At 71.9% G+C, this 26,028-nt stretch carries 30 protein-coding genes and 1 tRNA gene; 21 read left to right on the top strand and 10 right to left on the bottom strand.

Annotated elements, in window-relative coordinates:
- Positions 1-16 precede the first annotated feature (16 nt).
- Positions 17-310: a hypothetical protein gene (locus AC3ET3_RS01680; protein ID WP_432139031.1), complete on the top strand. Its 294-nt coding sequence runs from the start codon at positions 17-19 to the stop codon at positions 308-310.
- A 450-nt stretch (positions 311-760) separates the two neighbouring features.
- Here AC3ET3_RS01680 and AC3ET3_RS01675 read toward each other — a convergent pair whose 3' ends face one another.
- Positions 761-1,075 carry a hypothetical protein gene (locus AC3ET3_RS01675; RefSeq protein WP_432139030.1) on the bottom strand — a complete coding sequence of 105 codons (315 nt, stop codon included), beginning with the start codon at positions 1,073-1,075 and terminating at the stop codon, positions 761-763.
- 210 nt (positions 1,076-1,285) lie between these two features.
- On the opposite strand from AC3ET3_RS01675, the gene AC3ET3_RS01670 reads away from it, so the two are divergent.
- A complete protein-coding gene (locus AC3ET3_RS01670) occupies positions 1,286-1,810 on the top strand; it encodes an SCO4402 family protein (RefSeq protein ID WP_432158372.1) in 525 nt (174 codons plus the stop codon).
- An 80-nt stretch (positions 1,811-1,890) separates the two neighbouring features.
- On the opposite strand, the gene AC3ET3_RS01665 is transcribed toward AC3ET3_RS01670, so the two are convergent.
- Positions 1,891-3,156: a TerD family protein gene (locus AC3ET3_RS01665; RefSeq protein ID WP_432158371.1), complete on the bottom strand. Its 1,266-nt coding sequence runs from the start codon at positions 3,154-3,156 to the stop codon at positions 1,891-1,893.
- A 140-nt stretch (positions 3,157-3,296) separates the two neighbouring features.
- On the opposite strand from AC3ET3_RS01665, the gene AC3ET3_RS01660 reads away from it, so the two are divergent.
- Positions 3,297-3,422, top strand: coding sequence for a hypothetical protein (locus AC3ET3_RS01660; protein ID WP_435611493.1), 126 nt, complete (start codon positions 3,297-3,299; stop codon positions 3,420-3,422).
- A 5-nt stretch (positions 3,423-3,427) separates the two neighbouring features.
- On the opposite strand, the gene AC3ET3_RS01655 is transcribed toward AC3ET3_RS01660, so the two are convergent.
- Positions 3,428-4,488, bottom strand: a protein-coding gene (locus AC3ET3_RS01655; protein WP_435611492.1) for an IS630 family transposase whose coding sequence is annotated in 2 segments (ribosomal slippage) — positions 3,428-4,042 and positions 4,045-4,488 — 1,059 coding nt in all. Because the reading frame shifts where the segments join, the coding sequence is not laid out codon by codon here.
- An 831-nt stretch (positions 4,489-5,319) separates the two neighbouring features.
- Between AC3ET3_RS01655 and AC3ET3_RS01650 the strand changes: the two genes are divergently transcribed.
- Positions 5,320-5,799, top strand: a complete 480-nt coding sequence (locus AC3ET3_RS01650) for a hypothetical protein (RefSeq protein WP_432156477.1) — start codon at positions 5,320-5,322, stop codon at positions 5,797-5,799.
- Positions 5,800-6,061: 262 nt separating this feature from the next.
- Complete coding sequence (locus tag AC3ET3_RS01645; protein ID WP_435611491.1) at positions 6,062-8,311, top strand: FG-GAP repeat domain-containing protein; 2,250 nt, start codon at positions 6,062-6,064, stop codon at positions 8,309-8,311.
- 369 nt (positions 8,312-8,680) lie between these two features.
- On the opposite strand, the gene AC3ET3_RS01640 is transcribed toward AC3ET3_RS01645, so the two are convergent.
- The 4 genes from AC3ET3_RS01640 to AC3ET3_RS01625 all read right to left on the bottom strand — a co-directional run bounded on the left by AC3ET3_RS01640 (position 8,681) and on the right by AC3ET3_RS01625 (position 12,864).
- On the bottom strand, positions 8,681-9,433 hold the full coding sequence (locus AC3ET3_RS01640; protein ID WP_435611490.1) for an SDR family NAD(P)-dependent oxidoreductase: 753 nt from the start codon (positions 9,431-9,433) through the stop codon (positions 8,681-8,683).
- On the bottom strand, positions 9,430-9,864 hold the full coding sequence (locus AC3ET3_RS01635) for a cupin domain-containing protein (RefSeq protein ID WP_435611505.1): 435 nt from the start codon (positions 9,862-9,864) through the stop codon (positions 9,430-9,432). The genes AC3ET3_RS01640 and AC3ET3_RS01635 overlap by 4 nt, the downstream gene beginning before the upstream one ends.
- A gap of 233 nt (positions 9,865-10,097) precedes the next feature.
- Positions 10,098-10,682, bottom strand: a complete 585-nt coding sequence (locus AC3ET3_RS01630; protein WP_432156480.1) for a GNAT family N-acetyltransferase — start codon at positions 10,680-10,682, stop codon at positions 10,098-10,100.
- Positions 10,669-12,864: a penicillin acylase family protein gene (locus AC3ET3_RS01625; protein ID WP_435611504.1), complete on the bottom strand. Its 2,196-nt coding sequence runs from the start codon at positions 12,862-12,864 to the stop codon at positions 10,669-10,671. Before AC3ET3_RS01625 ends, AC3ET3_RS01630 begins: the two co-directional genes overlap by 14 nt.
- Before the next feature lie 139 nt (positions 12,865-13,003).
- Between AC3ET3_RS01625 and AC3ET3_RS01620 the strand changes: the two genes are divergently transcribed.
- From AC3ET3_RS01620 to AC3ET3_RS01590, 7 genes are all read left to right on the top strand, one after another.
- The gene (locus AC3ET3_RS01620; RefSeq protein WP_432156481.1) at positions 13,004-13,708 is read left to right on the top strand and encodes a siderophore-interacting protein; all 705 of its coding nucleotides are present in this window, start codon (positions 13,004-13,006) and stop codon (positions 13,706-13,708) included.
- Positions 13,709-13,732: 24 nt separating this feature from the next.
- Complete coding sequence (locus AC3ET3_RS01615) at positions 13,733-14,347, top strand: HhH-GPD-type base excision DNA repair protein (protein WP_432156482.1); 615 nt, start codon at positions 13,733-13,735, stop codon at positions 14,345-14,347.
- A 75-nt stretch (positions 14,348-14,422) separates the two neighbouring features.
- Entirely contained in the window at positions 14,423-15,094 is a 672-nt protein-coding gene (locus AC3ET3_RS01610) for an HdeD family acid-resistance protein (RefSeq protein ID WP_432156483.1), read from the top strand.
- Positions 15,095-15,376: 282 nt separating this feature from the next.
- A complete protein-coding gene (locus AC3ET3_RS01605) occupies positions 15,377-15,685 on the top strand; it encodes a hypothetical protein (protein ID WP_435611489.1) in 309 nt (102 codons plus the stop codon).
- A gap of 57 nt (positions 15,686-15,742) precedes the next feature.
- Positions 15,743-15,871 carry a hypothetical protein gene (locus tag AC3ET3_RS01600; RefSeq protein ID WP_432156485.1) on the top strand — a complete coding sequence of 43 codons (129 nt, stop codon included), beginning with the start codon at positions 15,743-15,745 and terminating at the stop codon, positions 15,869-15,871.
- A gap of 667 nt (positions 15,872-16,538) precedes the next feature.
- The gene (locus AC3ET3_RS01595) at positions 16,539-16,835 is read left to right on the top strand and encodes a type II toxin-antitoxin system VapB family antitoxin (protein WP_004943146.1); all 297 of its coding nucleotides are present in this window, start codon (positions 16,539-16,541) and stop codon (positions 16,833-16,835) included.
- Between the two features lie 375 nt (positions 16,836-17,210).
- Positions 17,211-17,855 carry a LytR C-terminal domain-containing protein gene (locus tag AC3ET3_RS01590; protein WP_432156567.1) on the top strand — a complete coding sequence of 215 codons (645 nt, stop codon included), beginning with the start codon at positions 17,211-17,213 and terminating at the stop codon, positions 17,853-17,855.
- 193 nt (positions 17,856-18,048) lie between these two features.
- On the opposite strand, the gene upp is transcribed toward AC3ET3_RS01590, so the two are convergent.
- On the bottom strand, positions 18,049-18,684 hold the full coding sequence (upp, locus tag AC3ET3_RS01585) for a uracil phosphoribosyltransferase (protein ID WP_432156486.1): 636 nt from the start codon (positions 18,682-18,684) through the stop codon (positions 18,049-18,051).
- Between the two features lie 158 nt (positions 18,685-18,842).
- Between upp and AC3ET3_RS01580 the strand changes: the two genes are divergently transcribed.
- From AC3ET3_RS01580 to AC3ET3_RS01565, 4 genes are all read left to right on the top strand, one after another.
- Entirely contained in the window at positions 18,843-19,031 is a 189-nt protein-coding gene (locus AC3ET3_RS01580) for a hypothetical protein (protein ID WP_435611488.1), read from the top strand.
- A 355-nt stretch (positions 19,032-19,386) separates the two neighbouring features.
- Positions 19,387-19,914, top strand: coding sequence for a tRNA adenosine deaminase-associated protein (locus tag AC3ET3_RS01575; RefSeq protein ID WP_432156568.1), 528 nt, complete (start codon positions 19,387-19,389; stop codon positions 19,912-19,914).
- A 65-nt stretch (positions 19,915-19,979) separates the two neighbouring features.
- A complete protein-coding gene (gene tadA / locus AC3ET3_RS01570; protein ID WP_435611487.1) occupies positions 19,980-20,411 on the top strand; it encodes a tRNA adenosine(34) deaminase TadA in 432 nt (143 codons plus the stop codon).
- Between the two features lie 68 nt (positions 20,412-20,479).
- A tRNA-Ser gene (locus tag AC3ET3_RS01565) sits at positions 20,480-20,564 on the top strand.
- 201 nt (positions 20,565-20,765) lie between these two features.
- Here AC3ET3_RS01565 and AC3ET3_RS01560 read toward each other — a convergent pair.
- On the bottom strand, positions 20,766-21,170 hold the full coding sequence (locus tag AC3ET3_RS01560) for a hypothetical protein (RefSeq protein ID WP_432156489.1): 405 nt from the start codon (positions 21,168-21,170) through the stop codon (positions 20,766-20,768).
- 557 nt (positions 21,171-21,727) lie between these two features.
- Between AC3ET3_RS01560 and AC3ET3_RS01555 the strand changes: the two genes are divergently transcribed.
- The 5 genes from AC3ET3_RS01555 (at position 21,728) to AC3ET3_RS01535 (ending at position 25,680) form a co-directional block, all read left to right on the top strand.
- Positions 21,728-21,904: a hypothetical protein gene (locus tag AC3ET3_RS01555; protein ID WP_432156490.1), complete on the top strand. Its 177-nt coding sequence runs from the start codon at positions 21,728-21,730 to the stop codon at positions 21,902-21,904.
- 64 nt (positions 21,905-21,968) lie between these two features.
- Positions 21,969-22,262 (top strand): Dabb family protein, encoded by a 294-nt coding sequence (locus tag AC3ET3_RS01550; RefSeq protein ID WP_432156491.1) that lies wholly within the window; start codon positions 21,969-21,971, stop codon positions 22,260-22,262.
- 283 nt (positions 22,263-22,545) lie between these two features.
- Positions 22,546-23,379 carry an RNA polymerase sigma factor SigF gene (locus tag AC3ET3_RS01545; protein WP_432156492.1) on the top strand — a complete coding sequence of 278 codons (834 nt, stop codon included), beginning with the start codon at positions 22,546-22,548 and terminating at the stop codon, positions 23,377-23,379.
- Between the two features lie 455 nt (positions 23,380-23,834).
- Positions 23,835-24,737 (top strand): RNA polymerase sigma factor SigF, encoded by a 903-nt coding sequence (locus AC3ET3_RS01540; protein WP_432156493.1) that lies wholly within the window; start codon positions 23,835-23,837, stop codon positions 24,735-24,737.
- A 532-nt stretch (positions 24,738-25,269) separates the two neighbouring features.
- Positions 25,270-25,680 carry a hypothetical protein gene (locus tag AC3ET3_RS01535; protein WP_435611485.1) on the top strand — a complete coding sequence of 137 codons (411 nt, stop codon included), beginning with the start codon at positions 25,270-25,272 and terminating at the stop codon, positions 25,678-25,680.
- 56 nt (positions 25,681-25,736) lie between these two features.
- Here the strand turns inward: AC3ET3_RS01535 and AC3ET3_RS01530 are convergent, their stop codons facing one another.
- On the bottom strand, positions 25,737-25,934 hold the full coding sequence (locus tag AC3ET3_RS01530) for a hypothetical protein (RefSeq protein WP_432156494.1): 198 nt from the start codon (positions 25,932-25,934) through the stop codon (positions 25,737-25,739).
- Between the last annotated feature and the right edge of the window lie 94 nt (positions 25,935-26,028).

Below are 26,028 nucleotides of genomic sequence, written 5' to 3'. Positions count from 1 at the left end.
GAGAGATGATGCCGCCATGGCAGATGAGTCGAGGCGTTCCCTCAGCGAGCTTCGTCAGGGCGAGACCGTCCGAGCAACGATCACCAGTCACCAGCCGTGGGGCCTCATGGCGGAACTCAACGACTACGAACCCGTCGGTGCCTCACTGGACCTGATTCGCCGCAAGAGCGAACCTGGAGTGAAGCGACTCGCCCAGGAGCTGCCACCTGTGGGGATGACCATTGATCTCGTCATAAGCGAAGTGCGTACGTGGCACCGCAAGCCTTGGACATGGGTAGATCTCACAGCTCCTGGCCACAACGCAAGCTGACTTGAACCGACCTGTCAAAGGGTGCCCTGACGCCTGACACCAACACGCGCGAACAGCAGCGGTCGGGCCCGGCTCCAGACTGACGATCATTCGAGGGCGAAGGCGAGTTCATAGACGCCGTCAGCCACCGGTGATCGACCTGATGAAGATGAGGCCACACAGCAAAGCCGGCCTCTCCGCACGGCGCCGTCTTCCATCGAGGGACGGCGCCTCATCGGCTTGGCCCAGCCCGCGAATCCCCGTAACCATGCCGGCAGGCGAAACCGCCAGCGCCGCACTCCCGCTTCGCGCCAGAGCCTCTCCGTCCCACATCCGTGCCAGAACGAGCGGGGGCTCGCGGGGAACGGCGGACGCCAACGGGCCACGGGGCCCACGTCCGCTGGAGTGGTCCTTCCGCAGGTCAGCGGTCGAGTCGCCCAACCTCGCTCCCAAAGTGGTTGTCCACCTCTGTCACTGAGTCCATACTCGCTGGAACTCTTCGGCCGGGATGGCTTCCAGCGGGTCCTCCTCAGGGTCGAGCCCTTGGTCTGTCAGGAAGCCGTGCTCGTCCTCCAGGTGCTCCCAGCTGTACCGGTGTAGTCGGCCGGCCGGAGTCAGCTCGGCCTGCTTGATGGCGATCAACTCACCGCGGTCGGGTACGGCCTCGAAGTACCACAAGCCGCCGTCCTCGTCGGCATGGCGGAAGTGGCGCCGCAGGGCGGCCCCCTCGTCAAGAGATCGGAAGTACGCCACGCTCTCCGCTTTGATGCGCTCCAGGTCAACCACAGGAGCATCGTGCCAGCGAGCGCGTGCGGTTGCACCGTTCTGACATCCATAGGTGACATCAACAACCCGGACGCCGGCACTCCTGGGCGGTCCTGCACGGCTGGCGGAGTCAGGCGGCTCCCCGGCAGTGTCGAGGAGCGATCGAACTCCTAGAACGGTGCTCCAGGAGCGCCAACGCCTCCATCCGCTGCGGTCGCTACGCTCGGACTCGTGAGCGAATCCGCCCGACTCATCGCGAACCACCGAGCCCACGTTGTACCCGTTGTATTGGCGCTTGCCAATCCACCGTGGCAGCGGAACGTGTGGCTTGACCCGTCGGCGTTCGAAAACCTGGACCATGTCTTCCATACACTCTTCGACGACTTCTGCGACGCCGCCGAGCCAGAGCGATACCTCGGCGTCAGCCTTCGAACCGACGGAGAGGTCAGCCTGATGAGAGAGCTCGGTGTCGCACTCAACGCTGCGGCGGCCGAGGCACCCAACGACACCGACGCGGAGCATCTCCGGGCATCTGTCTGGCCAGAGGTCGTGGCCATCGCCGGCCGCCTCGCTCAAGTCATGGTCGCGAACGACCTCAGAGAGCTTGCCGTGCTGCTCGACGACGCGGCCGTGCCAGACCCGTGCCAGATCGTGTGGGGAACCACGGGGAACAGCGGGGAACAGGGCGGCGGAGATCCAAGCTCCGAGACGGCATCGCCACAGGTCAGGCCGGTAACCTCTCCTAAACGCCCCTAGCTTCCCAAGCTGAGGGCCTCCGTGGCCCGGGAGTCAGGGTCCCGTCGACCCTTTGGGACCTTTCCTTGCCTCGGGATCGACTACCTGGTCTTGAATTCGATCTTTCCGGTGCTCATGCGGAAGTTCCCGTTGGAGTACAGCGTGGGGCGGGCCTCGACGTGGTTGCCGCTGTACTTCTCCACGTGCCGGATCTGGGCACCGCCGGGAACTGTGAAGTCGATCAAGGCAATGGCGACCCAGTAGGACAGGTTTCGGTTGTTGAACAGCGGCACCGTCACCGTGGAGCCACGGCCGTCGGTGACGACTGCCCGAGCCCCATACGACTTGAACGAACCGGCGCCGTTCTCTACCGCGCTGTAGGCACACAAGAGGACGTAGCCCTGGAGGTCGGGACGCCGAATGGTGATGGTCTCGCGGCCGGGCACCCGGGAGTCACCGTCGAGGGCGATGTAGGGCGGGGCAAAGGGCGATCCGAGCTGTCGGTAGTAGACGACCTGATCCGATTTGTTCGGGCGCTTACCGTGTGGGGTAACGAGACTTCTGGGAACGTAAAGGGCGTACAGGTCGAGGTCAGCGCCAGCTCGTCGCCTGGCCGCGCTTCCCCCGTTCCACTCCAGTGTGGCCGTCACGACAAGGCTTGGGTCGTCCTTGCGCATGTCAATGGTCGCCTGGCCGGCCTTCGTGAGAGAAACTTTGCCCAGTGGGACGAGTGGGCGAGACGGCGTCATCTGGCGAACTGGTGCGGCCACTGCGGGAATGTGCGGCGCGTATGTGGGCGGCGGCGGTACAGCGGGCGCGCGCCGGGTCTGGGCAGCCCTCACCGCACGTGAGTCCTGAGCTGGGGACGGCCCTGGGTCATCCACGACGATGCCGAATTCCGAGGCCAGCCCTGCCAACCCTGTATCCCACCCCTGGCCAACTGCCCTGATCTTCCACCCGCCTGCACGTCTGTAGAGCTCAATCAGGATGACCACCGTCTCCCGATGCGTGAGCGGCGGCGGTGAGAAGGCGAACCGTGCGCTCCCGCAGTCGACAACCGCGTGCGGCGTGTTACTCGCATCGAAGTGAGTGACCCGCAGTTCGGGATCGATGCTGGCGACAACCGCAATGCGGTCGACCGTGGTAGGGACCGCGGCCAGGTCCGCGACGATCGTTTGCCCTTTCAGCCCGACCCCGTCCTGCGCCGGATGGTTGTAGAAGACGAGATCGTCATCGCCCCGGACCTTGCCGTCCTGCCCGAGCAGAACGGCAGAGACGTCGATGCCTGTAGTGGGCGAGGTGAGGGTGGCGTGGCAGACCGCTGCGGACAGAACTGCATTGCCGCCTTTGGCAAGAGCGTTAGTCATGGGTGGCCTCTCACGATGGTACGTACATCGTGATGTCTCAGACCGGGCCGTGTACGACAAACGCGGATGTCGAGCGGTTAAGGCGCGTGCGTCCAGGGCGATCACGTGAACCGCCCCGGCTCGGATGGAGACTCGATTTCATGGCACGACCCTCCCGTTACCCGCTTGAGCTGCGCCGCCGTGCGGTGCGCATGGTCGCCGAGGTCCGCGACGACTACCCGAACGAGACGGCCGCAAAAGGCTCACTACTGACCTTGAATGCGTGATGTCGTCACGGTGGTTTGCGCAGGCCGGTGCCAGCGAAACAGCCGTCGAGGACGTCGTGTCGGTACTGGAGTTGGCGGAGGCCGCGTCGGACGGCGGTGATCAGGTCATCGGGGCTGGCGAACGCCCGGTTGGCCGTGGTGGTTCGCCGCAGCACGGACCAGATGCCCTCGACCGGATTGAGGTCGGGTGAGTAGGGCGGCAGCTGGAAGACGGTGAGCCAGTCACGATCGGCGATGTAGCGGCGCATGCCGGCGGTGAGGTGGGTGTTGAGATTGTCCCAGACGAGCACGATCGGTCCGCCGAGCTGCTGGTGGGCGGTCTGGATGAGGTCGCGGTAGTCCTTCCAGGAGAAGCTTTTGCGTCCGTCGGGCCGGGCATCGGGACAGGGCCGGTAGATCAATCGGGAAGGTTCGCCGGCCTTGTAGCAGGCCAGGGCGGCGACCGATAAGCGGCGGCGAGAGCGGCCTCGGACGCGGATGACGGGGGTGTGACCGCGGCGGGACCAGGTGCGGGTGGTCGGCGGCGTCATCGAGAAGCCGGCTTCGTCCTCGAAGACGAGCCAGGCGTCGAGCGCCGCCACGGTCATTCCACCTGGGGCCAGGTCTCCTTCACCCAGCCGGCCACTACGGCCTCGTCCCGCTCGATCGCGCGGCGGGCGGGAACCTGGCAGCTCCAGCCGTGCCGCTTGAGCAGGGCGGCGACGCCTTGCACGGTGTAGCTCTTGTGGAACCGGCGCCCGATCAGCGTCTTGATCCGTGACAGGGTCCAGGTCTGGTCCGGCCAGCCGTGTGCCACCGGACCCTTGAGCAGCTCACGCTCCAGCACGGCGAACAGGTCGTCGCTCAGCAGCGGCAGCGACGCCGGCCCCTTCGAGGCCAAGGCCCTCGGCCCGCCCTGCGACCAGGCTTTACGCCAGCGCTGCACTGACCGGACACTGACACGCAGGTCGTGCGCGATGACCGTGTTCTCGTCGCCGTACCGGAACCGCTCGGCCGCCTCCAACCGCAACTGCTCACGGAAGACCCGGCGTTCGTCGGTCAGGCCACCACCCTGGGCATACCTCATCTACTCGGGATACCGCAGGGATCATGAGCCGTCAGCCCGCCGACACCACGCTTTGAAGGTCAGTAACTGAGATCTCTACCGAACCCGGGGTGCCTCTGTGTCTTGTCAAGCCTTTTGGATGAGAAGGGACTTGGCTCTGCGTTCGTCGGCGATCATGACGCGCCACACGTGGTCGGCCAGGCGCCCTACGGCACGCTACGAGCGGCCACCCCGACCGCGTCCCGCTACAGCCATACAAGTCGGCGGTTCACTCATACGGCGCCCGCGTATGTCGGAGATCCGCCATCCTTGGACCCGGTGCCGGGCTCCGGCCCTGCGACGTTCCCTAGCCTGACGAGGTGCGCCCATGAGGTCCCGATCAACGCTGGCGACGTGGCTGGGCAGCCTCGACAGCTCTGGTCTGGCACGCGTGCGAGCCGCGCTCGGTGGGCGAACTGGCCGACCGTCTCCAGCGCCCCGGATCGGTGGCACTCGCCCTGCCGCGGCTCGCGCTGCCGCATCTCCAGGTGGCCGAGGCGCTGGCGGCGCTGGGGGCGCCCGCTTCGCGCGGAGCCCTGGCGAAGCTGCTGGGCGTGGTGGACGACGAAACCACCCGCGAACTGGACGGCGTGCTGGAAGTGCTGGCCGAGCACGCTCTGGTCTGGCCGGACGGCGCGGGGAAGCTCCGCATGGCCCGACCGCTGCGGCAGGCGTGGGACGCGCCCTTGGGACTGGACGCTCCGCTGGAGCAGCTGCGGACCCGGTCGACGGTCAGGACGGTGCCGTGCAGTGGGCGGTGCCGTGGGCAGTACGGTGGCGTCCCACTGCACGGCAACGGAAACGGGGCGGGTCATGGGTGCCAGCGGGTGGGACTACGTCACTCCCTACAGAGGAAGCGTCGAGGCGACGCTCAAGGCCCTGCACGACGAGGTCTTCCAGGAGTTGTTCGGCGACGACGAGGAGTACGGAAGCCTCGACGAGCTCTACGCCGACGAGGAGTTCATGGGCGAGGAGGGCACGCATTCCATCCTGGACGTGCGTCGCATAGTCGGGACGGCCGAGCCGCCGCAGCAGCGGGAGGCGGACTACTTCACGCTCCGCCCGCTCCCCACCGCCCGGCTCGTACACCATTTCGGCACGGAACGGCCGACCGTGCGGCAGTACGAGGAGGCGATGACCCGGGCGTACGAGGCCCTGGGTACGGGGCTTCCGGGGGCCGAGGACATGAGTCTGCTCGGTGAGGACCGGATGCGCTGGTCCGGCGTCTACGTGCTGCTCTACACGGACGACCTGCCCACCCATGTCGGGTTCTTCGGTTCCTCGGGGGACTGAAGGCGGGGAGCCCGGCCGTCCGTGTTCCCCTGTCCACGGCGCTCGTGAGCCGCGGGGACGCGCCTGCGGATCGGTCGGCTGGACCGCGGTGGCGAGCGGGCGGTGAGCAGGCCGTGAGCAGGTCAGCACGTGGCGTCGGCGGGGCGGGGCGGTGGGGCGGAAGTCGGGGTGCTCGTGCAACCACAGTCCCGCTCCGTGTGTCTGTTCGAGCGGTGCGCACCGCGTGGGTGCGTGCTGCTCGGTTCATCAGGAGGGGACTTTCTTGGCTTCCGTATGTACAGCCCGGCGTCGTCGGCTGGGCGCTTCCGTCGCCGTCGTGCTGGCCGTGACGGTCGGTGCCGGCGTCGTGGTCGCGCCGGGGGCCGCGGCCGCTCCGGCATCCGTGGCCGCGGCCACCGCGACCACCGCCGACGTGCCGCGCGTCGCCCTCGACACGGAGATCGTCAGCACCGGTGACAGCGGGTACCTCACGTCGCGGAAGGACGACTCCGGTGCCCCCGTACTGGAGTGGCACCGGTACGCCGACGGCACGGTGGTTCCGGTCGGCTCCGGCACGATGGGCTACGACAGCAATTCCGACATCGCCGTGACCGGCGACGGCGGCGGCAAGGTCTTCCTGAAGGACATGCGGGAGGGCGCCACGTGGTCCGCGTCCTACGACCTCGCGTCCGAGTTCGGGGCCGGCGCCGAAGTCGTCGGCGTGGTCGGTGACAACCTCTTCGTGAAGACTCCGACCGGCACCGCCGACTACCACCAGCTGTGGCAGCTCTCCCACGTCGACGGGGTGCCGAAGAAGACGAACCGCTCCGCCAGCGTCTACAGCATCGACTTCAAGGTCATCGCGTCCACCAGCGCCACCCTGCTCCTCCTGGAGAGCAACCGGGTCTTCCCGAACTCGTGGTCCCACTACACCCAGTTCTGGCGGACGCGGACGACCGTCGATCCCGCGTCGTCCTTGCCGGACAGCAGGCGGTCCATCGCCCCGTGGACCCAGGCGTCGACGGGCGCCTACAGCGCCGACTACGAGGCGCACGTCGAGTACCGGGGCGGGGTCACCGAGCTCGCCGTGGACGGGACGTACGTCCACCCGGACTTCGCCATGGACAGTTCCATGAGCGGTGCCGTCATCGTCGGCATCGTCCGGGACACGCTGCTCTACGGCGTGCCGGGCACGGCGGGCGACGACGGGCTGAGCCCGCTGTACGCCCGGAGCATCACCCACCCCGACACCGCGCCCTTCAAGCTTCTGGAGGACTTCTCCAGCGTGGCCCACGCCCCGGACGGCGGACTGATCGTGCGCGGTGCGACGGCCGAGGCCGACGGGCTGTTCCGGATCTGGGAGGAGATCGGCGGGCTCCCCGGCGCCACGCTCATGGCCGACACCGGCCGGGTCCTGGCCGTCCGGGTGGCCGAGTCGAACGTCCCGACCGCGGTGGACCTGGAGAAGCCGGGCACCACGGTTCCGATGGAGTGGGTCCTCAACCGCGCGAACGCCACCGTGGACCTCACGCTCACCCACGCGGCCACCGGCAAGGAGATCACCCGGCGCCTGGCCCCTTCGGCGTCCGGCTCCGCGTCGGGCAGCCGCTTCGCGTTCACCTGGGACGGCGTCCTGGACGGCGTCAGCGCTCCCAACGGGGCGTACACCTGGCGGATCACCGCCACCCCGACCGACGGCATCGGCGGCCCCGCGACCGCCTCCGGGGACTTCCGGGTCTCACGCCGGGCGGACCCGCACGACTTCAACGACAACGGCTCCCCGGACATCCTCGCCCGGGACGCCTCGGGCGTGCTGTGGCGGGACGACCTGTTCGACTGGCCGTCGAACGGCCAGGTCACCCCGGCCGAACGGACGAGGATCGGTGGCGGCTGGCAGATCTACGACAGGATCGAGGCCACGGGCGACATCGGCGGCGCCACGACCGGCGATCTCGTGGCGCGTGACCGGGACGGCGTGCTCTGGGAGTACCTGGGCAAGGGCGACGGCACCTTCGCGAGCCGTGTGCGCATCGGTGCCGGCTGGGGTGTCTACGACAAGATCACCGCGGGCAGCGACTTCACCGGCGACGGCAGGGCCGACCTGCTCGCCACCGACACCCGCGGCGATCTCTACCTCTACAAGGGCACCGGCAGCTGGCGTGCCCCCTACGAGCCCCGGGTGAAGATCGGCTGGGGCTGGGGCATCTACAACGAGCTCACCGCGACCGGCGACATCGCGGGAGCCCCGGCGGGCGATCTCGTGGCCCGCGACCGGGACGGCGTCCTGTGGCTGTACCTCGGCAAGGGCGACGGCTCCTACGCCTCGCGGGTGAGGATCGGCGCGGGCTGGAACATGTACTCCCACCTCGTCGGAGCCGGTGACGTCACCGCCGACGGCCGCCCCGACCTCATCGGGTACGGCCCGAACGGCACGTACGTCTACCGCTCGACCGGCTCCTGGTCGGTCCCGTTCACCCGGCAGACGACCACGCTGTACGAGGGCGAGGGCACCCGGTTCGACGACGTCTCCTGACCCGGTCGCCCGCCGGACCGGGGCGCCGAACGGCATCCCGGTCCGGCGGGTCCGGCGGGTCCGGCGGGTCCGGCGGGTCCGGCGGGTCCGGCGAGTCCGGCGAGTCCGGCGAGTCCGGCGAGTCCGGCGAGTCCGGCGAGTCCGGCGAGTCCGGCGAGTCCAGTGAGCCCAGTGAGCCCAGTGAGCCCGGCGGATCCGCAGACCCGGCGGGTCCAGCAGGTCCGGTGAGCCCGGCGGAGCGGCCGATCCGGCGAGTCCGCCGGACGGGTCCGCGGGGGCCCCACCGGACCGGCACGGCGGCAGGCCCGTGAGTTGCACCGGCGGGCGGCCCGGTGGCGGCCCCGCGGGCGGGCGGGAACGCCGGTGGGGTCACCAGGCGGGCCGTGCCGTCGCGCCGCCGTCCACCACCAGGTCATGGCCCGTGATCCAGGAGGCGAGCGGCGAGGCGAGGAAGACGCAGGCGTCGCCGATGTCCTCCGGCCGGCCGAGACGGCCGAGCGCGGTGGCCGCCCGCCAGCGCCGTGCGCCCTCCGGCCAGGCCCGCTCCAGCCCGTCGCGCTCGACGAGTCCCGGCGAGACCGTGTTGACGCGGACACCGTGCCGCCCGTACTCCTGCGCGGCGGCGCGCGCGTGGCTCACGACGGCGGCCTTGGAGGCGGCGTAGTGGGCGTGGTCCGGGGCGGGCAGGCGGGCCTCGACCGAGGCGATGTGGGTGACGCTGCCGCCCTCGCCTCCCTGGCGCATGAGGTCCACGGCGGCCTGGGTGCAGGCGAAGACGCCGGTCAGGTTGGCGTCCATCACCGACCGCCAGTGCTCCGCCGTCATCTGCGGCAGCGGCTGGAGCGGCTGCGCGCCCGCGTTGTTGACCAGGGCGGTCAGGGTGCCGCGCCACTCGGCGGCCTCCCGGACGAGACGACGGCAGGCTTCCTCGTCGGTGAGGTCGGCGCGCAGTACCAGGGCCGGTCCGGGCAGTTCGGCGGCCAGTTCCCGGGCCGGCGCGACGCTCGTACGGCAGTGCAGCACCACCGCGGCGCCCTCCTGTGCGAACCGCCGCGCGATGCCCCGGCCGAGGCCGCCGCCCGCGCCGGTGATCAGGGCGACCTGGCCCTCCAGCAGCGTCATGCCCGGAAGAGTTCCGTGATCAGGGCCGCCCGGTCCGGGTGGCGCGCCGTGAGGGCGGCCGGGTCGCCGTGCTCGTAGTCCGCGTAGGTGAAGCCGGGAGCCATGGTGCAGCCGAAGAGGGTCCACGCGCCGGTGGTCCGCCCACCCATCCAGGTGCCGGCCGGGACGGTGAACTGGACATGTTGTCCGTGCAGGACGTCCGGGCCGAGGACGACCGTGCGGGAGGTGCCGTCCGCAGCGAGCAGGAGCAGTTCCAGTGGGTCGCCGAGGTAGTGGTGCCAGGTCTCGTCGGCGGGCAGGCGGTGCGGGGCGGACGCGGTGCCGTCGGTGAGCAGCGCGACGATCGCGGAGCCCGCCGGACGGCCGTCCGGCCCCGCGGGCCCCGCCCACGTACGACGGAACAGACCGCCCTCGCGGGGGATGGGTTCCAGGCCGTAGTGCGCGACGAGCTCTTCCGGAGCCGGCCTCGGGACCGACGCGGAGGCCGGGCCGGGTGCCGGGTCCGGCCTCTGGGCCGACGCCGGGGCCGAGTCGGGCGACGGGTCGGGGGTCGAGTCGGGTGTCGAGTCGGGCGAGGGGCCGGGGGCCGGGTCGGGCGAGGGGCCGGGGGCCGGGTCGGGCGACGGGTCGGGTGGCGGTTGCGGTTTCCGGGGCGCTTCCGGGGTCACCCCGGGAAGGCTACCTCCCGGCGGAAGAAGGCGAGTTGGGCGCGCTTCTCCGGCAGGTACACCTCCGGGAGGTCCACCTCGGGGAGGGTGACGACCGGGCCGGTGTCGAAGCCCATCCGCCGGAAGCGGGCCACGGCCTTGCCGTTGCGCACGTCAGGGTCGACGACGATGCGCCGCCGGTCCATGCCCACCAGGACGTACCGCGCGAGGACGCCGAGCAGCGCCGTCGACCAGCCGGGCCGGGCGCCGCCCCCGTCGGCCGGGGCCAGCAACACGTGGGCGCCGATGTCGCCGGGGGCGACGTCGTAGCACTCGCCGACCCGGTCCGCGGACGGTTCGTACGTCTGGAAGAGCGCGACCGGGCCGCCGTCCAGCTCGGCGAGGAAGGCGTGGTGGGTGTCGAGGGTCGCCATGTGGGCGTAGGTCTGGGCGACCTGATCCCTGGTCATCCCGGTCATGCCCCAGAACGCGGCGCGCTCCTCGCTCACCCAGGCGTGCACCGTCGCGGCGTCGCCCTCGGCGTCGAGGGGGCGCAACCGGAACGTGCCGAATCCGGCGACCGCCTGCTCATGGACGTACATCGCTCTCCTTCTGCAGTAGTGCCCAGTCCGTGACGATCGGGGCGAGTTCACCGCGCAGCCACAGCGGCAGCTGGTCGCGGTGGTGGGGGTGGCCGGGGGTGCCGTGGGCGCCGAGCGGGACCACCCAGCGGCTGTCCTCGCGGCGGGCCAGGTCCCAGACGTAGCGGGCGGCCGGGCCGCGCGCGGCGAGGTCGGTCAGGCCGGGCACGGCCGAGGTGCACAGCACGCAGTCGTGGTCGCCGGAGAGCGCGGGCGCCTCGTACGACGGGTCCGGCAGGGCCCGCCACGGGGCCAGCCGGTGGGTGTCGCCCCAGCGGGCAGAGGATCGCAGGGCGGCTTCCTCGACGGCCTCGCGGACCGCGAGGTCCCGGTCGACGCCGTACAACTCCTCGGCGCCCAGGAGGTGTTCGAGCGCGAAGCCGATACGGGGGAGCAGCGCCAGCCAGGGCAGGAGGACCTCGGGGCAGGCGGGCGGGTCGGTGAGCGCGCCGAACGCCGGGTGGGCGGCGAGGCGCCGGACGACCGCGCCGCGCACGGCGGCGAACGCGGCGGCGTCCTCGCTGTCGGCGTCCATCCGGCGGTCCCAGCGCAGCAGGCGGTCGCGCAGGGCCGTCGCGGCGGGGCTCAGGCCGGTCAGGCCGGCGATCCTGTCCAGCAGGGGCGCCGCGGAGGCGAGGTGGGTGTCGGTATGGAGGGCGGGCATGTCCGCTGCGGACCACCGGCGGCGCTCGTCGAGCAGCGCGCGGATCCGGTCGGCGCGGTGCGGCGGGGCGAACTCCACGCCGAGCGGGGCCGCCGGGCCGCGCTGGTTGGCCATCACCGCGATGCCGTCGGTCAGTCCGGCGCGCGGCATCTCGTGCCAGCCCGTCCACTCGTGCCCGGGCCGCCAGGCGGGGACCGGGCGGACCCGGTTCCGCCCGGCGCGCACCGGCACCCGGCCGGCGACCCGGTGCAGCAGACCGCCCTCCGTGTCCGCCGCCTGGACGACGTTCACCGGCTCGACCCAGGCGTCCAGGGCCCGGTCCACGTCCGCGACCCGGCGGGCCCGCAGCAGCGGCAGGAGCGCGCCGAAGCCGAGGTCGCCGGTGACGCGGGGCGGGTACCGCAGGCTGAGGGCACAGCCGTCGTCGTCCTCGGGGGGTCCCTCCGGGCCGCCGGCGATGACCGGGCCGCGTTCGGTCTCGACCAGCTCGATCTCGACGGGGGCCTCGCCGGCCACGTGGACCAGCTCGGTGGTCCGGGTGGCTCGGCGCCACACGCCGTCGGGGCCGAGGGCCTCGACGCCGGCGCCGGTGCGGCGCAGGCGTTCGCGGTAGAGGTCCTGGTAGTCGGCCATGGCGTTGGTGATGGCCCAGGCGACGCCTCCGGTGTGGCCGAAGTGGGCGATGCCGGGGACGCCCGGTACGGCGAGACCGACGACGTCGAACCGGTCGTCGGGGTCGTCGCAGGCCAGGCGGATCTGCTGGTAGACGCCGGGGTCCTCGATGAAGCGGTGCGGGTCGCCGGCGATGACGGCGTGCCCGGTGACCGTGCGTTCCCCGCTCACCAGCCAGCCGTTGCTGCCGGCCGTGCCGGGCCCGTCGGTGGCGAACAGCCCGACCGCCTCGGGCCCCAGGTGCCGCACGGCCTGCTCCCGCCAGAGCTTGGCGGGAAAGCCGGCGAAGAGGATGTGGGCCGACAGCCACACCGCGAGCGGCGTCCAGGGCTCCCAGCTGCCGGGGGTGAGCCCGGTCCGGGCGAACTCGGGGGGCGGAGCGACGGACGGCTCGGTGGAGGCGATGGGGGGCCTGAACCTCGTGGGCTCCCGCGACGCGGGCACGGCGGACACCGCGGGATCGTCGGAATCCGCGGGCCCCCCGGCGGCCATGGCCGCCAAGCCGGCGTTGACGCCGTCGACGTACGAGCGCAGCCAGTCGGCGGTCTCGGGGTCGTCACGGCGCAGGGTGTCGAAGCAGGTGCGGGCCGTGTCGGCGAGGCGGGCCCGGCGGGCTAGGACGTCCCAGGAGACGGCTTCGGCGCCGAGGAAGGAGGCGGAGGTGCCCTGGGCCCGGTGGCGTTCGACCTCCAGCTGCCAGGCGCGGTCGCGTGCGGTGACAAGGCCCTGGGCGTAGGCGAGGGTCAGGGCGTCGGCGGCGCGCAGATGCGGGATGCCCCACGTGTCGCGGTAGATCCCGAAGGTCACCTGCGGCCCCTCTGTCTCCACCGTTTCCATTGCCTCCACCGTTTCCATTGCCTCCACCACCTCCACCACCTCGACGAAATGTTTTAGGTTAGCCTCACCTAAGTATTTGGCGGAATCGTACGCGAGGGATGGAGCACACATGGCGCAGGGGCGGGGCTGGGAGGGCACGGTCCTCAGACTGATGCGGGGCAAGGACTTCACCCTCACCGTCACCGGGGCGGAGGACGTCACCCCCGAGTACCGCAGGCTGCACGTCACCGACGGCGGGCTCCTCTCGGCGACCGGCGTCCACCCGACCATGTGGGTGCGGCTGTGGTTCCCCGACGCCGGCAAGCCGCACCAGCGGGCGTACACCCTCGTAGACCCCGACCCGGCGCGCTCCACGTTCGCGCTGGAGTTCGCCCTGCACGACGGTGCCGCCAGCGACTGGGCGCGGACCGCCGGGCCCGGCGACACCATCGAGGCGACCGTCCAGGGCACCGGCTTCACGGCCCCCGACCCGGCGCCGACACACGTCTTCGCCATCGGCGACCCCGCGTCCCTCCCCGCCGTCAACTCCCTGCTCGGCGCGCTGGGATCCGTCCCGGCGACGGTGTGGTTCGAGGGCGGCGACGACGGCCTGCCCCTCCCCACCGACCGGGCGGACCTGCGCCGCGCCGAGCCCGGCGCACTGGTCGACCGGGTACGGGCCGAGCTGCCCGCCCTGCTGACGGCCACCGCGCACCCGTACGTGTGGATCGCCTGCGAGACCCGGCCGACCCGCGCCCTCGCCGCGTACGTCCGCAAGGAGCTGGGGCTGGCCAAGGACCGCCTGCACGCGATGGGCTACTGGCGCGCGGGCTGAGCCCGTACCGGCGATCATCGGTGCATGGACGTCACCCTGCACCTCGCCCAGGACCCCGAGGCCGACGCGCTCCTCGGACGTTCACCGCTCGCCGCGCTGATCGGGATGCTGCTCGACCAGCAGGTTCCGATGGAGTGGGCGTTCAAGGGGCCCCGCACCATCGCCGACCGGCTCGGCGCCGACGACCTCGACGCGCACGAGATCAGCGCGCTGGACCCGGAGTCGTTCGCCGCCCTGCTCTCGGAGAAGCCGGCCGTGCACCGCTACCCCGGGTCCATGGCCGGGCGCATCCAGCAGCTGTGCCAGTACCTCGTCGAGCACTACGACGGCAACGCCGAGCTGGTCTGGAAGGGTGTCGGCGACGGCCGGGAACTGCTGCGCCGCCTGGAGGAGCTGCCCGGCTTCGGCAAGCAGAAGGCCCAGATCTTCCTCGCCCTGCTCGGCAAGCAGCTCGGGGTCACGCCGACGGGCTGGCGGGAGGCGGCCGGCGCGTACGGGGAGCGGCAGTCCTTCCGCTCCGTCGCCGACATCACCGGTCCGGAGTCCCTGGTCAAGGTGCGGGCGCACAAGCAGGAGATGAAGGCGGCGGCCAAGGCGGCGAAGGCTGCCAAGGCGGCGAAGTCACCGAAGAGCGGGTGAGCGGCGACCGGGCGGTGTCATCCGGGCGGCCCTCCCCGGTGGCGGGCGGCGCCGCCGCGTTCGAAGCATGGGGTCATGACCGAGGCACCGACCGGCTCCCCCTGGGGCCCGGACCGTGACGACCGCCGGGTCCACGCCGGCCACCCACCGCCGTCCGGGCCGCCCCGCGAACCCGAACCGCCGTTCGAGGGGCCGTTGCACGCCCTGTCCCGCGCCGCCTGGCAGGTCATCCTGCTCGCCGGGGTCTCCTCGCTGGTCCTGGGCGTGCTCGTACTGGTCTGGCCGGGCGCCTCGCTCCTCGCCGCCGGCGTCCTCTTCGGGCTCTACCTGCTGATCAGCGGCGTCTTCCAGCTGATCACGGCCTTCGGCACCCACCGCGCGACCTCGCTGCGGGTGCTCGCCTTCGTCAGCGGTTCGCTGTCGATCCTGCTCGGCCTGTTCTGCTTCCGCGGGCCCATGCGGTCGGTGCTGCTGCTCGCCCTCTGGATCGGCATCGGCTGGATCGTCCGCGGCATCACCCAGACCCTGGCCGCCCTCTCCGACCGCGGCATGCCCGCCCGAGGCTGGCAGATCCTCCTCGGTGTCCTCGCCTTCGCCGCCGGCGTCGTCCTCATCGACTCCCCCGTCGAGTCGGTCACCGTCCTCACGGTGCTCGGCGGTGTCTGGCTCCTCGTGGTGGGCGTGGTGGAGATCGCCACCGCGATCCGCGTCCGGGCGGGGGCCAGGAGGGTGCCGAGGGCGGTCTGAGCGGCGACCGCCCCGGCGCGGGACGGAGCGCCGCTCACCCGGTCCGGTCCGCCCGCGTGGAGGAACGTCCCCGGCCTCGACACCCGGCGGTACGGCGGCCCGGCGGTACGGCGGCCCGACGGCCCGACGGCACGGCGCCCCGACATCGGCAGTCCGGCAGGGCGGCAGTCCGGCAGTCCGGCAGTCCGGCGCGAGCCGAGCGGTGGTCGCGGGGTTGGGCCAGGTGGGTGGGATGTTCGGGCCGGGGGGTGGCGGCCGGGCGTGGCGTGGGAGACGAGGAGCGTGAGCACCGTACGACGTCGTCCGCGCAGCCGGTCCTGGCTGCGGGTGCTCGTCCTGCTGCTCGCACTGCTCGTGCCCGGCGGGCAGCCGTACGCGCCGCCGGTCGCGGAGGGCGCCGTCGAGGTGGTCGAGTACGAGGCCCTCGGTGTTCCGGCGCCGCGACCCGCCGCCCACCGTGCCGCCGCGCCCCTGCGCCCCGCGCCCGACCCCGCCCCGGCCCCCGGTGGGACCGGGTTCCCCGCCGCCGCGGGGCCGGGGCCGACGCCGCGCACCCCGCGTCTCCTGCGCACGGTCGTCCTGCGCTGCTGACGGAGCCTGCCCATCGCTTCCGGCAAGGCACGTCACCGGTACAGGAGGTACCCGACCATGCCCATCGACCCGTACGCCGTTCTCCGCGCCCTGCTGCGCGCCGAGGCCGCCCGCAGTACCCCGAAGCGGGAGGTGAAGCGGTCCGAGCCCGAGCGGCCCGGGCCGCGTACGGCAGGGGAACGCTGATCCACCGGCGGAGGCGGCCGGCGCCCGTACCGAGTCCCGCACCGGTCCCCGTGCCGAGTCCGTGCGGCGCCCGCCTCCGCCGGGCCGTGCCGTGCCGTGCCCGTGCCGCAGAGCTGCCGGCGTGGACGACCGTCCACAGCCTGTGCACAACGCCGGTGAGCAGCGCGCTGCCGCCGCGTCCCGGGCCCCTTCGCCAGGGGACGCCGGACGGGACGGCGCAAGGGGACGGCACAGGAGGACCGGGCAGGGCGACCGGGCAGGGCGACCGGGCAGGGCGACCGGGGAGGGAAACCGGGGAGGGAAACCGCACAGGAGGACCGGGCACCGCCCCCGGACCTCGGTGACGAAGAACACGCCGCCCCCTTTCGGGCGAATCAGCCAAGCCGGCGGCGCACGAGCACCCCGGGACGCCCAGGGACGCCCCGGGACGACCGAGGAGCGGCTCGGTCAGGGTGGTGCAGTTGGTGCCGGTGGCGCTCGCGACGAGGCGGCGCGGCGGTCCGGCCGGTGATCCCGCCTCCGCTCACCGGCCGGCTCCATCGTCCCGTTCCGGTCCGGGACCCGTCCGGCCTCCGTCCCGCTTCATCCCCGTTCACGCCGGTATTTCCAGCGCCGCACTCCGCCGCCATGGCTGCGCCCGGAACGTCTGGACCGGTAGGCTTTCCGTGTGATCTTCAAGCGCATCGGAAACGGCCGGCCGTACCCCGACCACGGCCGGGAAAGCACCCGGCAGTGGGCGGACGTCGCGCCGCGCCCGGTCCGCCTCGATCAGCTGGTGACCACCAAGCAGCAGCTCGACCTGGAGACCCTGCTCGCCGAGGACTCCACGTTCTACGGCGACCTCTTCGCGCACGTCGTGAAGTGGCAGGGCGACCTCTACCTGGAGGACGGGCTGCACCGCGCCGTCCGAGCGGCCCTCCAGCAACGCCAGGTCCTGCACGCCCGCGTGCTCGAACTGGACTGACCCGGTCGGCACCGGACTGATCCCGGTCCGCGACGGCACCGCCCAGGTCGGCACCCGCCCTCTCCCGGCGCCCCGCTGACCACCCCACCCGGCCGAGGGAACCGACACCCCGCCGGGTCACACGCATGCGCGCACCACCGGGCCGCGCCGCATCGCGCCCCCCACCACACGACTCCTTCCCCGACCGGGTCAAGCGCCTGCCGACGGCCCGGCAGGTGCCCGCGAACGGCCCGCCGGGCGGCCCTGCGCGCGGCCTGGCCGGCGGCCGGCCGGTTGGCCCGTTCGGGTCGGATGTGCGGGTCGAATGATCATCTAGTAGGCATGGCCGCTCAGGCGCACTACGCTGCGCCCATGAGCATGCTGACTCCTCCCGGCATGGGCGGCCAGTACCGGATCACGGGGGACAAGTACCCACGGATGCGTCGACCCCGGCGGCGCGGCCGGATGGTGGCGCTCGCCCTCGCCTCAGGCGCCGTCCTGGGGGTGGCCGGCTGGGGCACTCTGCAGCTCATCGACGTCTTCACCGGCGGCGGGGGAACGGCCTCGGCGGCCGGCTCCGCGACGGACTGCGCGAGCGAGGGCACCACCAAGAAGGCGGCCACCGGCACCGGCGCCACGGCCGCCGCGACCCCGGCCGTGCTGCCCAGGCCGGGCCAGATCACCGTCAACGTCCTGAACGCCACCACCCGCGCGGGCCTCGCCAAGTCCACCGCCGACGAGCTGAAGAAGCGGGGCTTCCGCATCGGCACGGTCGGCAACGCGACCAAGGAGTACGACAAGAAGGTCACCGGCCCGGGCGTACTGCTCGGCCCGGCCTCGGCGCTGAACAGCTCGCTGCAGGTCCTCGCCACCCAGCTCCCCGGCGCGGAACGCCGTACCGACGCCGCCCGCAAGGACGCCACCGTCGACCTGATCATCGGCAACGGCTACAAGGCGCTGGCCACCCCGGCGGACGCGGCCAGGTCACTGACCGCGCTCACCGCCCCGAAGCCGAGCCCGTCGACGAAGAAGGGCTGCTGAGACTCCCAACCGGAGCCCGAGGCCCTGAGCACCCGAGCACCCGAGCACCCGAGCACCCGAGCACCCGAGCACCCGAGCAAGGGAACTCCGGAGCCTCGGAGCACCGGAGCACCGGAGCACCGGAAAATTCAGCGCCCGAGCACGTCGTGGGCGGGCGCAGGCCGGGCGCGAACCGGCCGGCGTGCCCGGGGTGCTACTCCGCCGCCCCGTACAGGCGGTCGCCCGCGTCGCCGAGGCCCGGGACGATGTAGCCGTGCTCGTTGAGGTGGTCGTCGACGGCCGCCGTCACCACCGTCACCGGCGTCCCTGCCAGCTCCCGCTCCATGAGCGCCACGCCCTCGGGGGCGGCCAGCAGCACCACGGCGGTGACGTCGTCCGCGCCGCGCCTGATGAGTTCCTGGATCGCCGCGACAAGGGTTCCCCCGGTGGCCAGCATCGGGTCCAGGACGTAGACCTGACGGCCGGAGAGGTCCTCCGGCATGCGGGAGGCGTACGTCGAAGCCTCCAGCGTCTCCTCGTTGCGGATCATGCCGAGGAAACCCACCTCGGCGGTCGGCAGCAGCCGGACCATGCCGTCGAGCATGCCGAGCCCGGCCCGCAGGATCGGCACCACCAGCGGGCGCGGGTGGGAGAGCTTCACACCGGTGGTCTCGGCGACCGGCGTGGCGATGTCGACCTGCTCGGTCCGCACGTCACGGGTGGCCTCGTAGGCGAGCAGGGTGACCAGCTCGTCGGCGAGGCGACGGAAGGTCGCGGAGTCCGTGCGCCGGTCGCGCAGCGTGGTGAGTTTGTGGGCGACCAAGGGGTGGTCGACGACGTGGAGACGCATGTCCACAACAGTAACCGGGCGGAATACCCCAACGTCCTCACGGAGGGCGAAGTGCTGGCCCGTGATTGCTCCGAACGCTGGCATCAACCCCACCGCCCGGGGGAAGGTGGGAGGAACGGACCGGGTGCCGAGCCCGTGCCGACGGGGTGGTGCTGCCTATGCCTGACACGCCTGACCGGTTCGACGTTCCCGACCCGGCCGAGACGGACGCGGAGCGCCGGCGTCGCCGCGCCCAGTTCCTGCGGGAACTCGCCGAGGCGCGGGCCCTGCGGGACCGTGTGCAGCCCCGTCGCGCCAAGGCCGCCCGGCTGCGCCACGCGATGCGTATGCGCACCTTCCGCTGGTAGCCGCGCCGGAGCCGCCGACCGGGAAGGGTCACCGGGGCGCGGACGTCCCACGGACTTCTCACGGGCTTCTCGGAGCCGGGCCCGCGCGGCGGCACCGCAAAGCCGCGTACGATCCCCAGTTGGCGGCAACGAGTGTGCTGGTGAGGTCGGTTGCGCACGTGTCACCCGGATGCCCTGGGGGCGCCCGGAGCATGCGAACGAAACCACCGGACACAGGGAGCCGAAGACGTCCCCTGAACGCCTTGTTTCTGCCACGATTCCGAGTGGGTGGGGCTCGGAGCTGAGCTCTCTCCGCCCGTAACCTCCGCCGGGGGGACCCCCGACCGGCACACCTATGACCAGTGGGAGAGTCACGGTGTACTTCGCCGCACTGCTCGCGCGCACCGAAGACGGGTGGGAAGCGAGCGACACAGAGATCGACGATGTGGAGACGCTGTCGGATCTCGCCGACCTGGCCCGGGAGGCGTCCCCGGACGAGGACACGGTGCTCGTGCTGATCGAGCAGGAGGACTCGTGGTTCGGCGTGGTCCGCGTGGACGGCGAGGACGACCCTCGCATCTACGTCTCCGACGCCTCTGCCGCCGCCCGCAGCTCGTACGGCGAGATCCTGCTCACCGACGAACTGCTCGGCCGTGAGCCGGGTGACGACGACGACCTGGACGCGCTGGACCTCGACGGTACCGAGGACGGCGAGGACGAGGACCCCGACGACGAGGGGACCGGCGGCTCCGCCGAGGCCGTGCCGCACGGCCCGGTCGGCGACGCCGAGATCCTCGACGACCTCGGCGTCAGCGAGAAGGAGCTGAAGGCCCTGTCCACGGACGCGCTCAGCGAGATCGCCGACGCTCTGGGCGCCTCCGAGGTCCTGGAGACCGTCCGCTGAATCCGACGCACCAGGACGGGAGCCGCCCGGCACCCGATCCCGTACGTGACCGCTGGCGGGCCGCGATGCGGCTCGCCCTGGACGAGGCCCGGCTGGCCGGCCGGGGCGGGGACGTCCCGGTCGGCGCCGTGGTGCTGGCCGCCGACGGCACGACCGTCCTCGGCACCGGGCACAACGAGCGCGAGGCCACCGGCGATCCCACCGCCCACGCGGAGGTGCTCGCCCTGCGGCGGGCCGCCGAGCGGCTCGGCCGGTGGCGGCTCACCGACTGCACCCTGGTGGTCACCCTGGAACCGTGCACGATGTGCGCGGGGGCGATCGTCCAGTCCCGGGTGGACCGGGTGGTCTACGGCGCCCGCGACGACAAGGCGGGCGCCGTCGGTTCCCTCTGGGACGTCGTGCGCGACCGCCGCCTCAACCACCGCCCCGAGGTGATCGCGGGCGTCCTCGAGGACGACTGCGCCCGCCTCCTCACCGACTTCTTCCGCGACCGCTGACCGGGCCGGCCGCAGCCGCCCGCCTATCGATTTCCGAGCACCACCCGGGGTGCTGTAAGGTCTCCCTCGGTAGCGTGTCCGAGCGGCCGAAGGAGCTCGCCTCGAAAGCGAGTGTGGCGCAAGTCACCGAGGGTTCAAATCCCTCCGCTACCGCAGATAGAAGGGGCGCCCGGTTCATCGAACCGGGCGCTCCTTCGGCGTCCGTCTCACTTTCCGTCGTTTCGTCCCTCCCGAGTCGGACGAACCGCACCTCATGTACGAGGTGCCCCTGTGGCCGTGATCCCGGCGCTGGATACGCCCGGACACATCGACCACACGGCAGAGAAGGGCTGGCAGCCGTCGGAGCGAAGACCCTCAGAACGCCTCCAATGCCGCCTGGAACGCGTCCGCCGTTGCGTCTATGACCACCGCCTTCTCCTGCAAGTCGGCAGGAAGACGGCGGCGGTCGTCCTCATGGAAGATCAGCGCGTCGCCGTCCTGGGGCACGACCGAAGCCCCGAGGGCTGCCGCCAGCCGGGCGAGTATGCCCATCATCGCGCCACGGGCGAAGTGCGTCGCCGTCACGCACGACATCCCATCGTCGTCCCGGGACGCGTGGTAAAGATCTGCCTCGCCTCCGTCCTCCGCCCGGAGCTGGGAGAAGCCCTCCTCCGGGCCGCCCGCCACCACGTACGGCTCGGTCATCTGCCGGAAGCGTTCGGCGTCCAGGGTGACGGCCTCGCCGTCGACGAACCGGAGCAGGAAGATGCTGTAACTCACGGGCGCAGTCTGCCAGCCCCACGATCCGCCGGACAGGCCCTGACGGACTGGTCGGCGCACGTCCCCTCCGTCTCGGTTTCCGTCTCATTCAGCCCCGTCCGGACCCGTTCACAGGGGTTCCCGACGCGGGCCGGAGTACCCGAATGAACGGGGATGAACAGCCCCGGATCATGCCCTGCCCAGCACGAACAGACCTCGGAAGTGAGTGTGGCGCAAGTCGCCGAAGGTTCAGATCCCTCCGCTACCGCTCATCGAGAAGGGCCCCGTCCGTCGGACGGGGCCCTTCTGGTGACCTGGCCCTCAAGTGCGCGTCCGTTACGGGGGAAAAGCGGCGACGCGCACCCCGCAGTGGGGCTGGTCGTGCAACCCGGCGGACTCCTGCCAGACCCGCCCGGCCACGTCTCCATCCTGCACTCCGCGGAAGCCGCCGCGGCGAGCCGAACGGCCCCGGATCGTAAGCCGAAGGTCCTTCCATACGATGTGCGCGGGCTGAAAGCTACACTCACGGGCGGCAACAGGGGGCCCGGGGGGCACATCAGTCGCAAGGGGAGGCCGCCGTGGCGGTGAACGCCAAGAAGATCGCCGTCTACGTACTCGTGGTCTTCGTGCTGTACGTGATCATCACGGACCCGGAGAAGGCCGCGGACTACGTCCAGATAGGGTTCGAGGGCATATCGGACGCGGCGAAGGCCGTCGGCGAGTTCTTCACCTGGCTGGCCGACGGAGCCAAGTAGGCGCGGCGGGCCGCGGACAGGGCGGCCGGGAAGGCCGCGCCCCCCGCAGACACTGGGAGTGCCCATGATCCGCCACCTCGTCCTCTTCAAGCTCAACGAGGGGGTCCACCGCGACGACCCCCGGGTCGTGGAGGGCGAGGCGGCCTTCCGGGCGCTCGGCGGCCGGATCGAGGAGCTGCGCCACTGGGAGCTGGGCTGGAACATCAGCGAGCGGCCCATCGCCTACGACTTCGCGATCAACTCGGCCGTCGAGGACGCGGACGCTCTCAAGCGGTACCTGGAGCACCCGGACCACCAGGCGGGTGTGGCGCTGTGGCGGGAGTTCGCCACTTGGGTGGTCGCCGACTACGAGTTCTGAGCGCGGGCCGCACAGGCCGCGCGGCCCGGCGTCCGACCCCGGCTTCCGTGGAGCCCCCCGCCGCACCGCACGCCGGCGGGGGGCTCCACGCGTCTCCGGCCCGGACTCGCCGCCCCTCCCACACGTCCATCAACACGGCGTTATGCGGTGCTTGCACACAGTGCACATGTCTTGTGATGCTATGACCGCTTTTGACGGATGAGTTGTTGAGTTGACCGCCGCGTTGACCGACTAGTGACCGACGAGCGACCGACGAGTGACCGATGAAGAGGTGGCGTTGACCATGTCGGCCAGTACTGCGCCGCCCCAGGCGGAGGCCCCCGAGGCGCCCGCCACGGAGGTCCCGGCCAAGCGCCGCGGGGCCGACACCCGGGCCCTGACCCAGGTCCTCTTCGCCCAGCTCAAGGAGCTCCAGCCGGGCACCCCCGAGCACGACCGGGTGCGCTGCGCGCTGATCGAGGCGAACCTGCCGCTCGTTCGCTACGCCGCCGCCCGCTTCCGCTCCCGCAACGAACCCATGGAGGACGTCGTCCAGGTCGGCACCATCGGTCTGATCAACGCCATCGACCGGTTCGACCCGGACCGGGGCGTACAGTTCCCGACCTTCGCGATGCCGACCGTCGTCGGCGAGATCAAGCGGTACTTCCGCGACAACGTCCGCACCGTCCACGTACCGCGCCGGCTCCACGAGCTGTGGGTACAGGTCAACGGAGCGACGGAGGACCTCACCACGGCCTTCGGACGCTCCCCGACCACCGCCGAGATCGCCGAGCGGCTGCGGATCAGCGAGAACGAGGTGCTGTCCTGCATCGAGGCGGGCCGCTCCTACCACGCCACCTCCCTGGAGGCCGCGCAGGAGGGCGACGGACTGCCCGGCCTGCTCGACCGCCTCGGCTACGAGGACCCCGCCCTCGACGGGGTGGAACACCGCGACCTGGTCCGCCATCTCCTGGTCCAGCTTCCGGAACGCGAACAGCGAATCCTGCTCCTGCGCTACTACAGCAACCTCACCCAGTCGCAGATCAGCGCGGAACTCGGCGTCTCCCAGATGCACGTCTCGCGGCTGCTGGCCCGCAGCTTCCAGCGGCTGCGCTCGGCGAACCGCATCGACGCCTAGCCGCAGACGAGTTCGAGCCGTCCGCGGACAGTGGGGGCGACAGAACAGGGGCGACAGAACAGGGGCGACGGAGCGGGCGGAGGCCGGACGGCGGCGGACGGAGGCGACGGACCGGACGGGGGCGACCAACGGGGGCGACCAACGGGGGCGACGGACAGGGGCGACCGATGGGGGGCCGCAGGGCACCCGCACGCACGCTCGATGCGTCACCAGCCCGAACGAATCGCCCACGCGGCCGGTTCCCGACAAATTCGGGCTGAAAAACCGTCACACCGCCTGTTTCCAGGGCTGTTTCGTCACTCACATGTCGACATGTCACTACAGCGCGTTGCCGACATGTGACATTCTGCCGGAAGCGCGTTTGCCGGGGCTCAGGCTCCGGTATTCAGGTGAAGGCTGACGTTCCTCCTCGGAGAGCGTTCGCCGCGACCGTCCCGCGACCCAGAGGGGGTGGCATGTCCGCAGAACAGGGCAGCTCCAAGGTGCTCACGCTCATGAAGAGCGAGACCGAGCCCGTTGCGCCTGTCGAGCCCGACGCGCTCGACGACGTCACGGTCCTCGAGGCCGCGCCGGCCCCGACCCTCCCGACGACAGGGGCCATTGACACCCGCACCCTGTCCCGCTCCCTGTTCCTGCGGCTCGCCGCCCTCGACGAGGACAGCCCCGAGCGCGCGTACGTCCGCGACACGCTGATCGAGCTGAACCTCCCCCTGGTCCGCTACGCCGCCGCCCGCTTCCGCTCCCGCAACGAGCCGATGGAGGACATCGTCCAGGTCGGCACGATCGGCCTGATCAAGGCGATCGACCGTTTCGACTGCGAACGCGGCGTGGAGTTCCCGACGTTCGCGATGCCGACCGTCGTGGGCGAGATCAAGCGCTTCTTCCGTGACACGTCCTGGTCGGTCCGCGTTCCGCGCCGCCTCCAGGAACTCCGCCTGGCCCTGACCAAGGCGAGCGACGAACTCTCGCAGAAGCTGGACCGTTCGCCCACGGTGACGGAGCTGGCCACCGTGCTCGGCGTCTCCGAGGAGGACGTGGTCGACGGCCTCGCCGTGGGCAACGCCTACACCGCCTCCTCCCTCGACTCCCCGGCCCCCGAGGACGACGGCGGCGAGGGCTCCCTGGCCGACCGGCTGGGCTACGAGGACAGCGCGCTGGAGGGCGTCGAGTACCGCGAGTCCCTCAAGCCGCTGCTGGCCAAGCTGCCGCCCCGCGAGCGGCGCATCATCATGCTGCGCTTCTTCGCGAACATGACGCAGTCGCAGATCGGCGAGGAGGTCGGCATCTCCCAGATGCACGTCTCCCGCCTGCTGACCCGCACCCTGGCCCAGCTCCGTGAGGGCCTGATCAGCGACTGAAGCCCGACCGGCCGGCACCTGCCGGCCCGGCCCCTGCCGGCCCGGTCCGTGGTGGCCGGTCCACCGCCGCCGGTCCGTGGTGGCCGGTCCACCGCGGCCGGTCCTGGCCGTCCGCCCCCTTTATTCCTGACGGTACGTCAGCCACACTGCCGGGATGCGCAGTCCACTCCGGACCCGCCCCCGGCCGCCGAGCCGTCGAGCAGCCGCCCTGGCCGCCTCGGCGGCTCTGTGCGCGACCGCCGCCCTGACCGCCGCATACGTCCTGGTACCCCACGACCCGGCCCGCTCCTACGCCTCGACCGACACGGCGGGAGGGCCGCCGGCGGCCGGGAGCCGTCCCACGGGCGGGGTGAGCCTGGCACCTCTGCCTTCGCCACGGGCGGGCCTCAAGTCGCCGCCAGAGGATCCGACTTCGCGAAGTCCGCATACGGGCGCACCGAAGGCGGTGCCGTCCGGGCCGTCGGTCGCGGGCCGGCCGGGCGCGGGGGCCGCCGGGCCGGCGGCTCGGGATCGGCCGGGCGGTGCCGGTACCGTGCCGGCGGCCTCGCCGCCGCCGGGGCCCCTACCGTCCGCGCGACCCCCGGCCCCTCCCGGCGAGACCCGGACGCCGCCTCCGGAGCAGACGTCCGCCCCCGAGCCGGCGCTGCTGACCACGGACCCGCCCCTGCGCACGCCGACGGACGACCGCAACTGCGAGAACGTCACCCTGACCTTCCACAACTCCGGTGGAACGGCCGTGACTTCGGGTCAGGTGACCCTCGGGACCCACATCATCGACTCGATCGGCATCGACTGGGCCACGATCACGTCCACCCGCCCCCTGCCCGCACCCATCGCCCCCGGCGCGCGGGGCCGCCGGACCTGGCTGGTCTGCGTCGACTCCTGGCGGGTCCCTCTCGGCATGCGCGTCGAGACCCGGGTCGTCGCCGTCGACTGGGCCTGAACCGCCGACCGGTGCGGAGCCTGGCCGGGGGCGTGTGTCGGGCGTCGGGCGGGGTGCTACTTGAGCGCCAGCCAGGCGACCGCCGCCACGATCGCCACCGCCGCCACGATGCCGACGATCAGTCCGATGCGCGGGCCGCTCGGCGCGGCGGCCTGACGGGAGGCCTCGGGGGCGCCTTCGTCGACGAACGCGCGGAACATCTGGGTGCTGCCGGCGGGGTCGTAGTTGCCCTGCGGGCCCTGGGTGTTAGCCATGTGCCGAGACCCTAGCGAAGAGGCGGCGCATGCCCCAAGCGGGGGGATGCGAGGGGGCGAGAATGGGGTGGGCCACCCGCACGGGGTGGCCGCG

Source organism: Streptomyces sp. bgisy159, assembly GCF_057707805.1.
The sequence above is the reverse complement of the archived record's forward strand: the minus strand, read 5'-3'. Positions and strand labels throughout refer to the sequence as shown.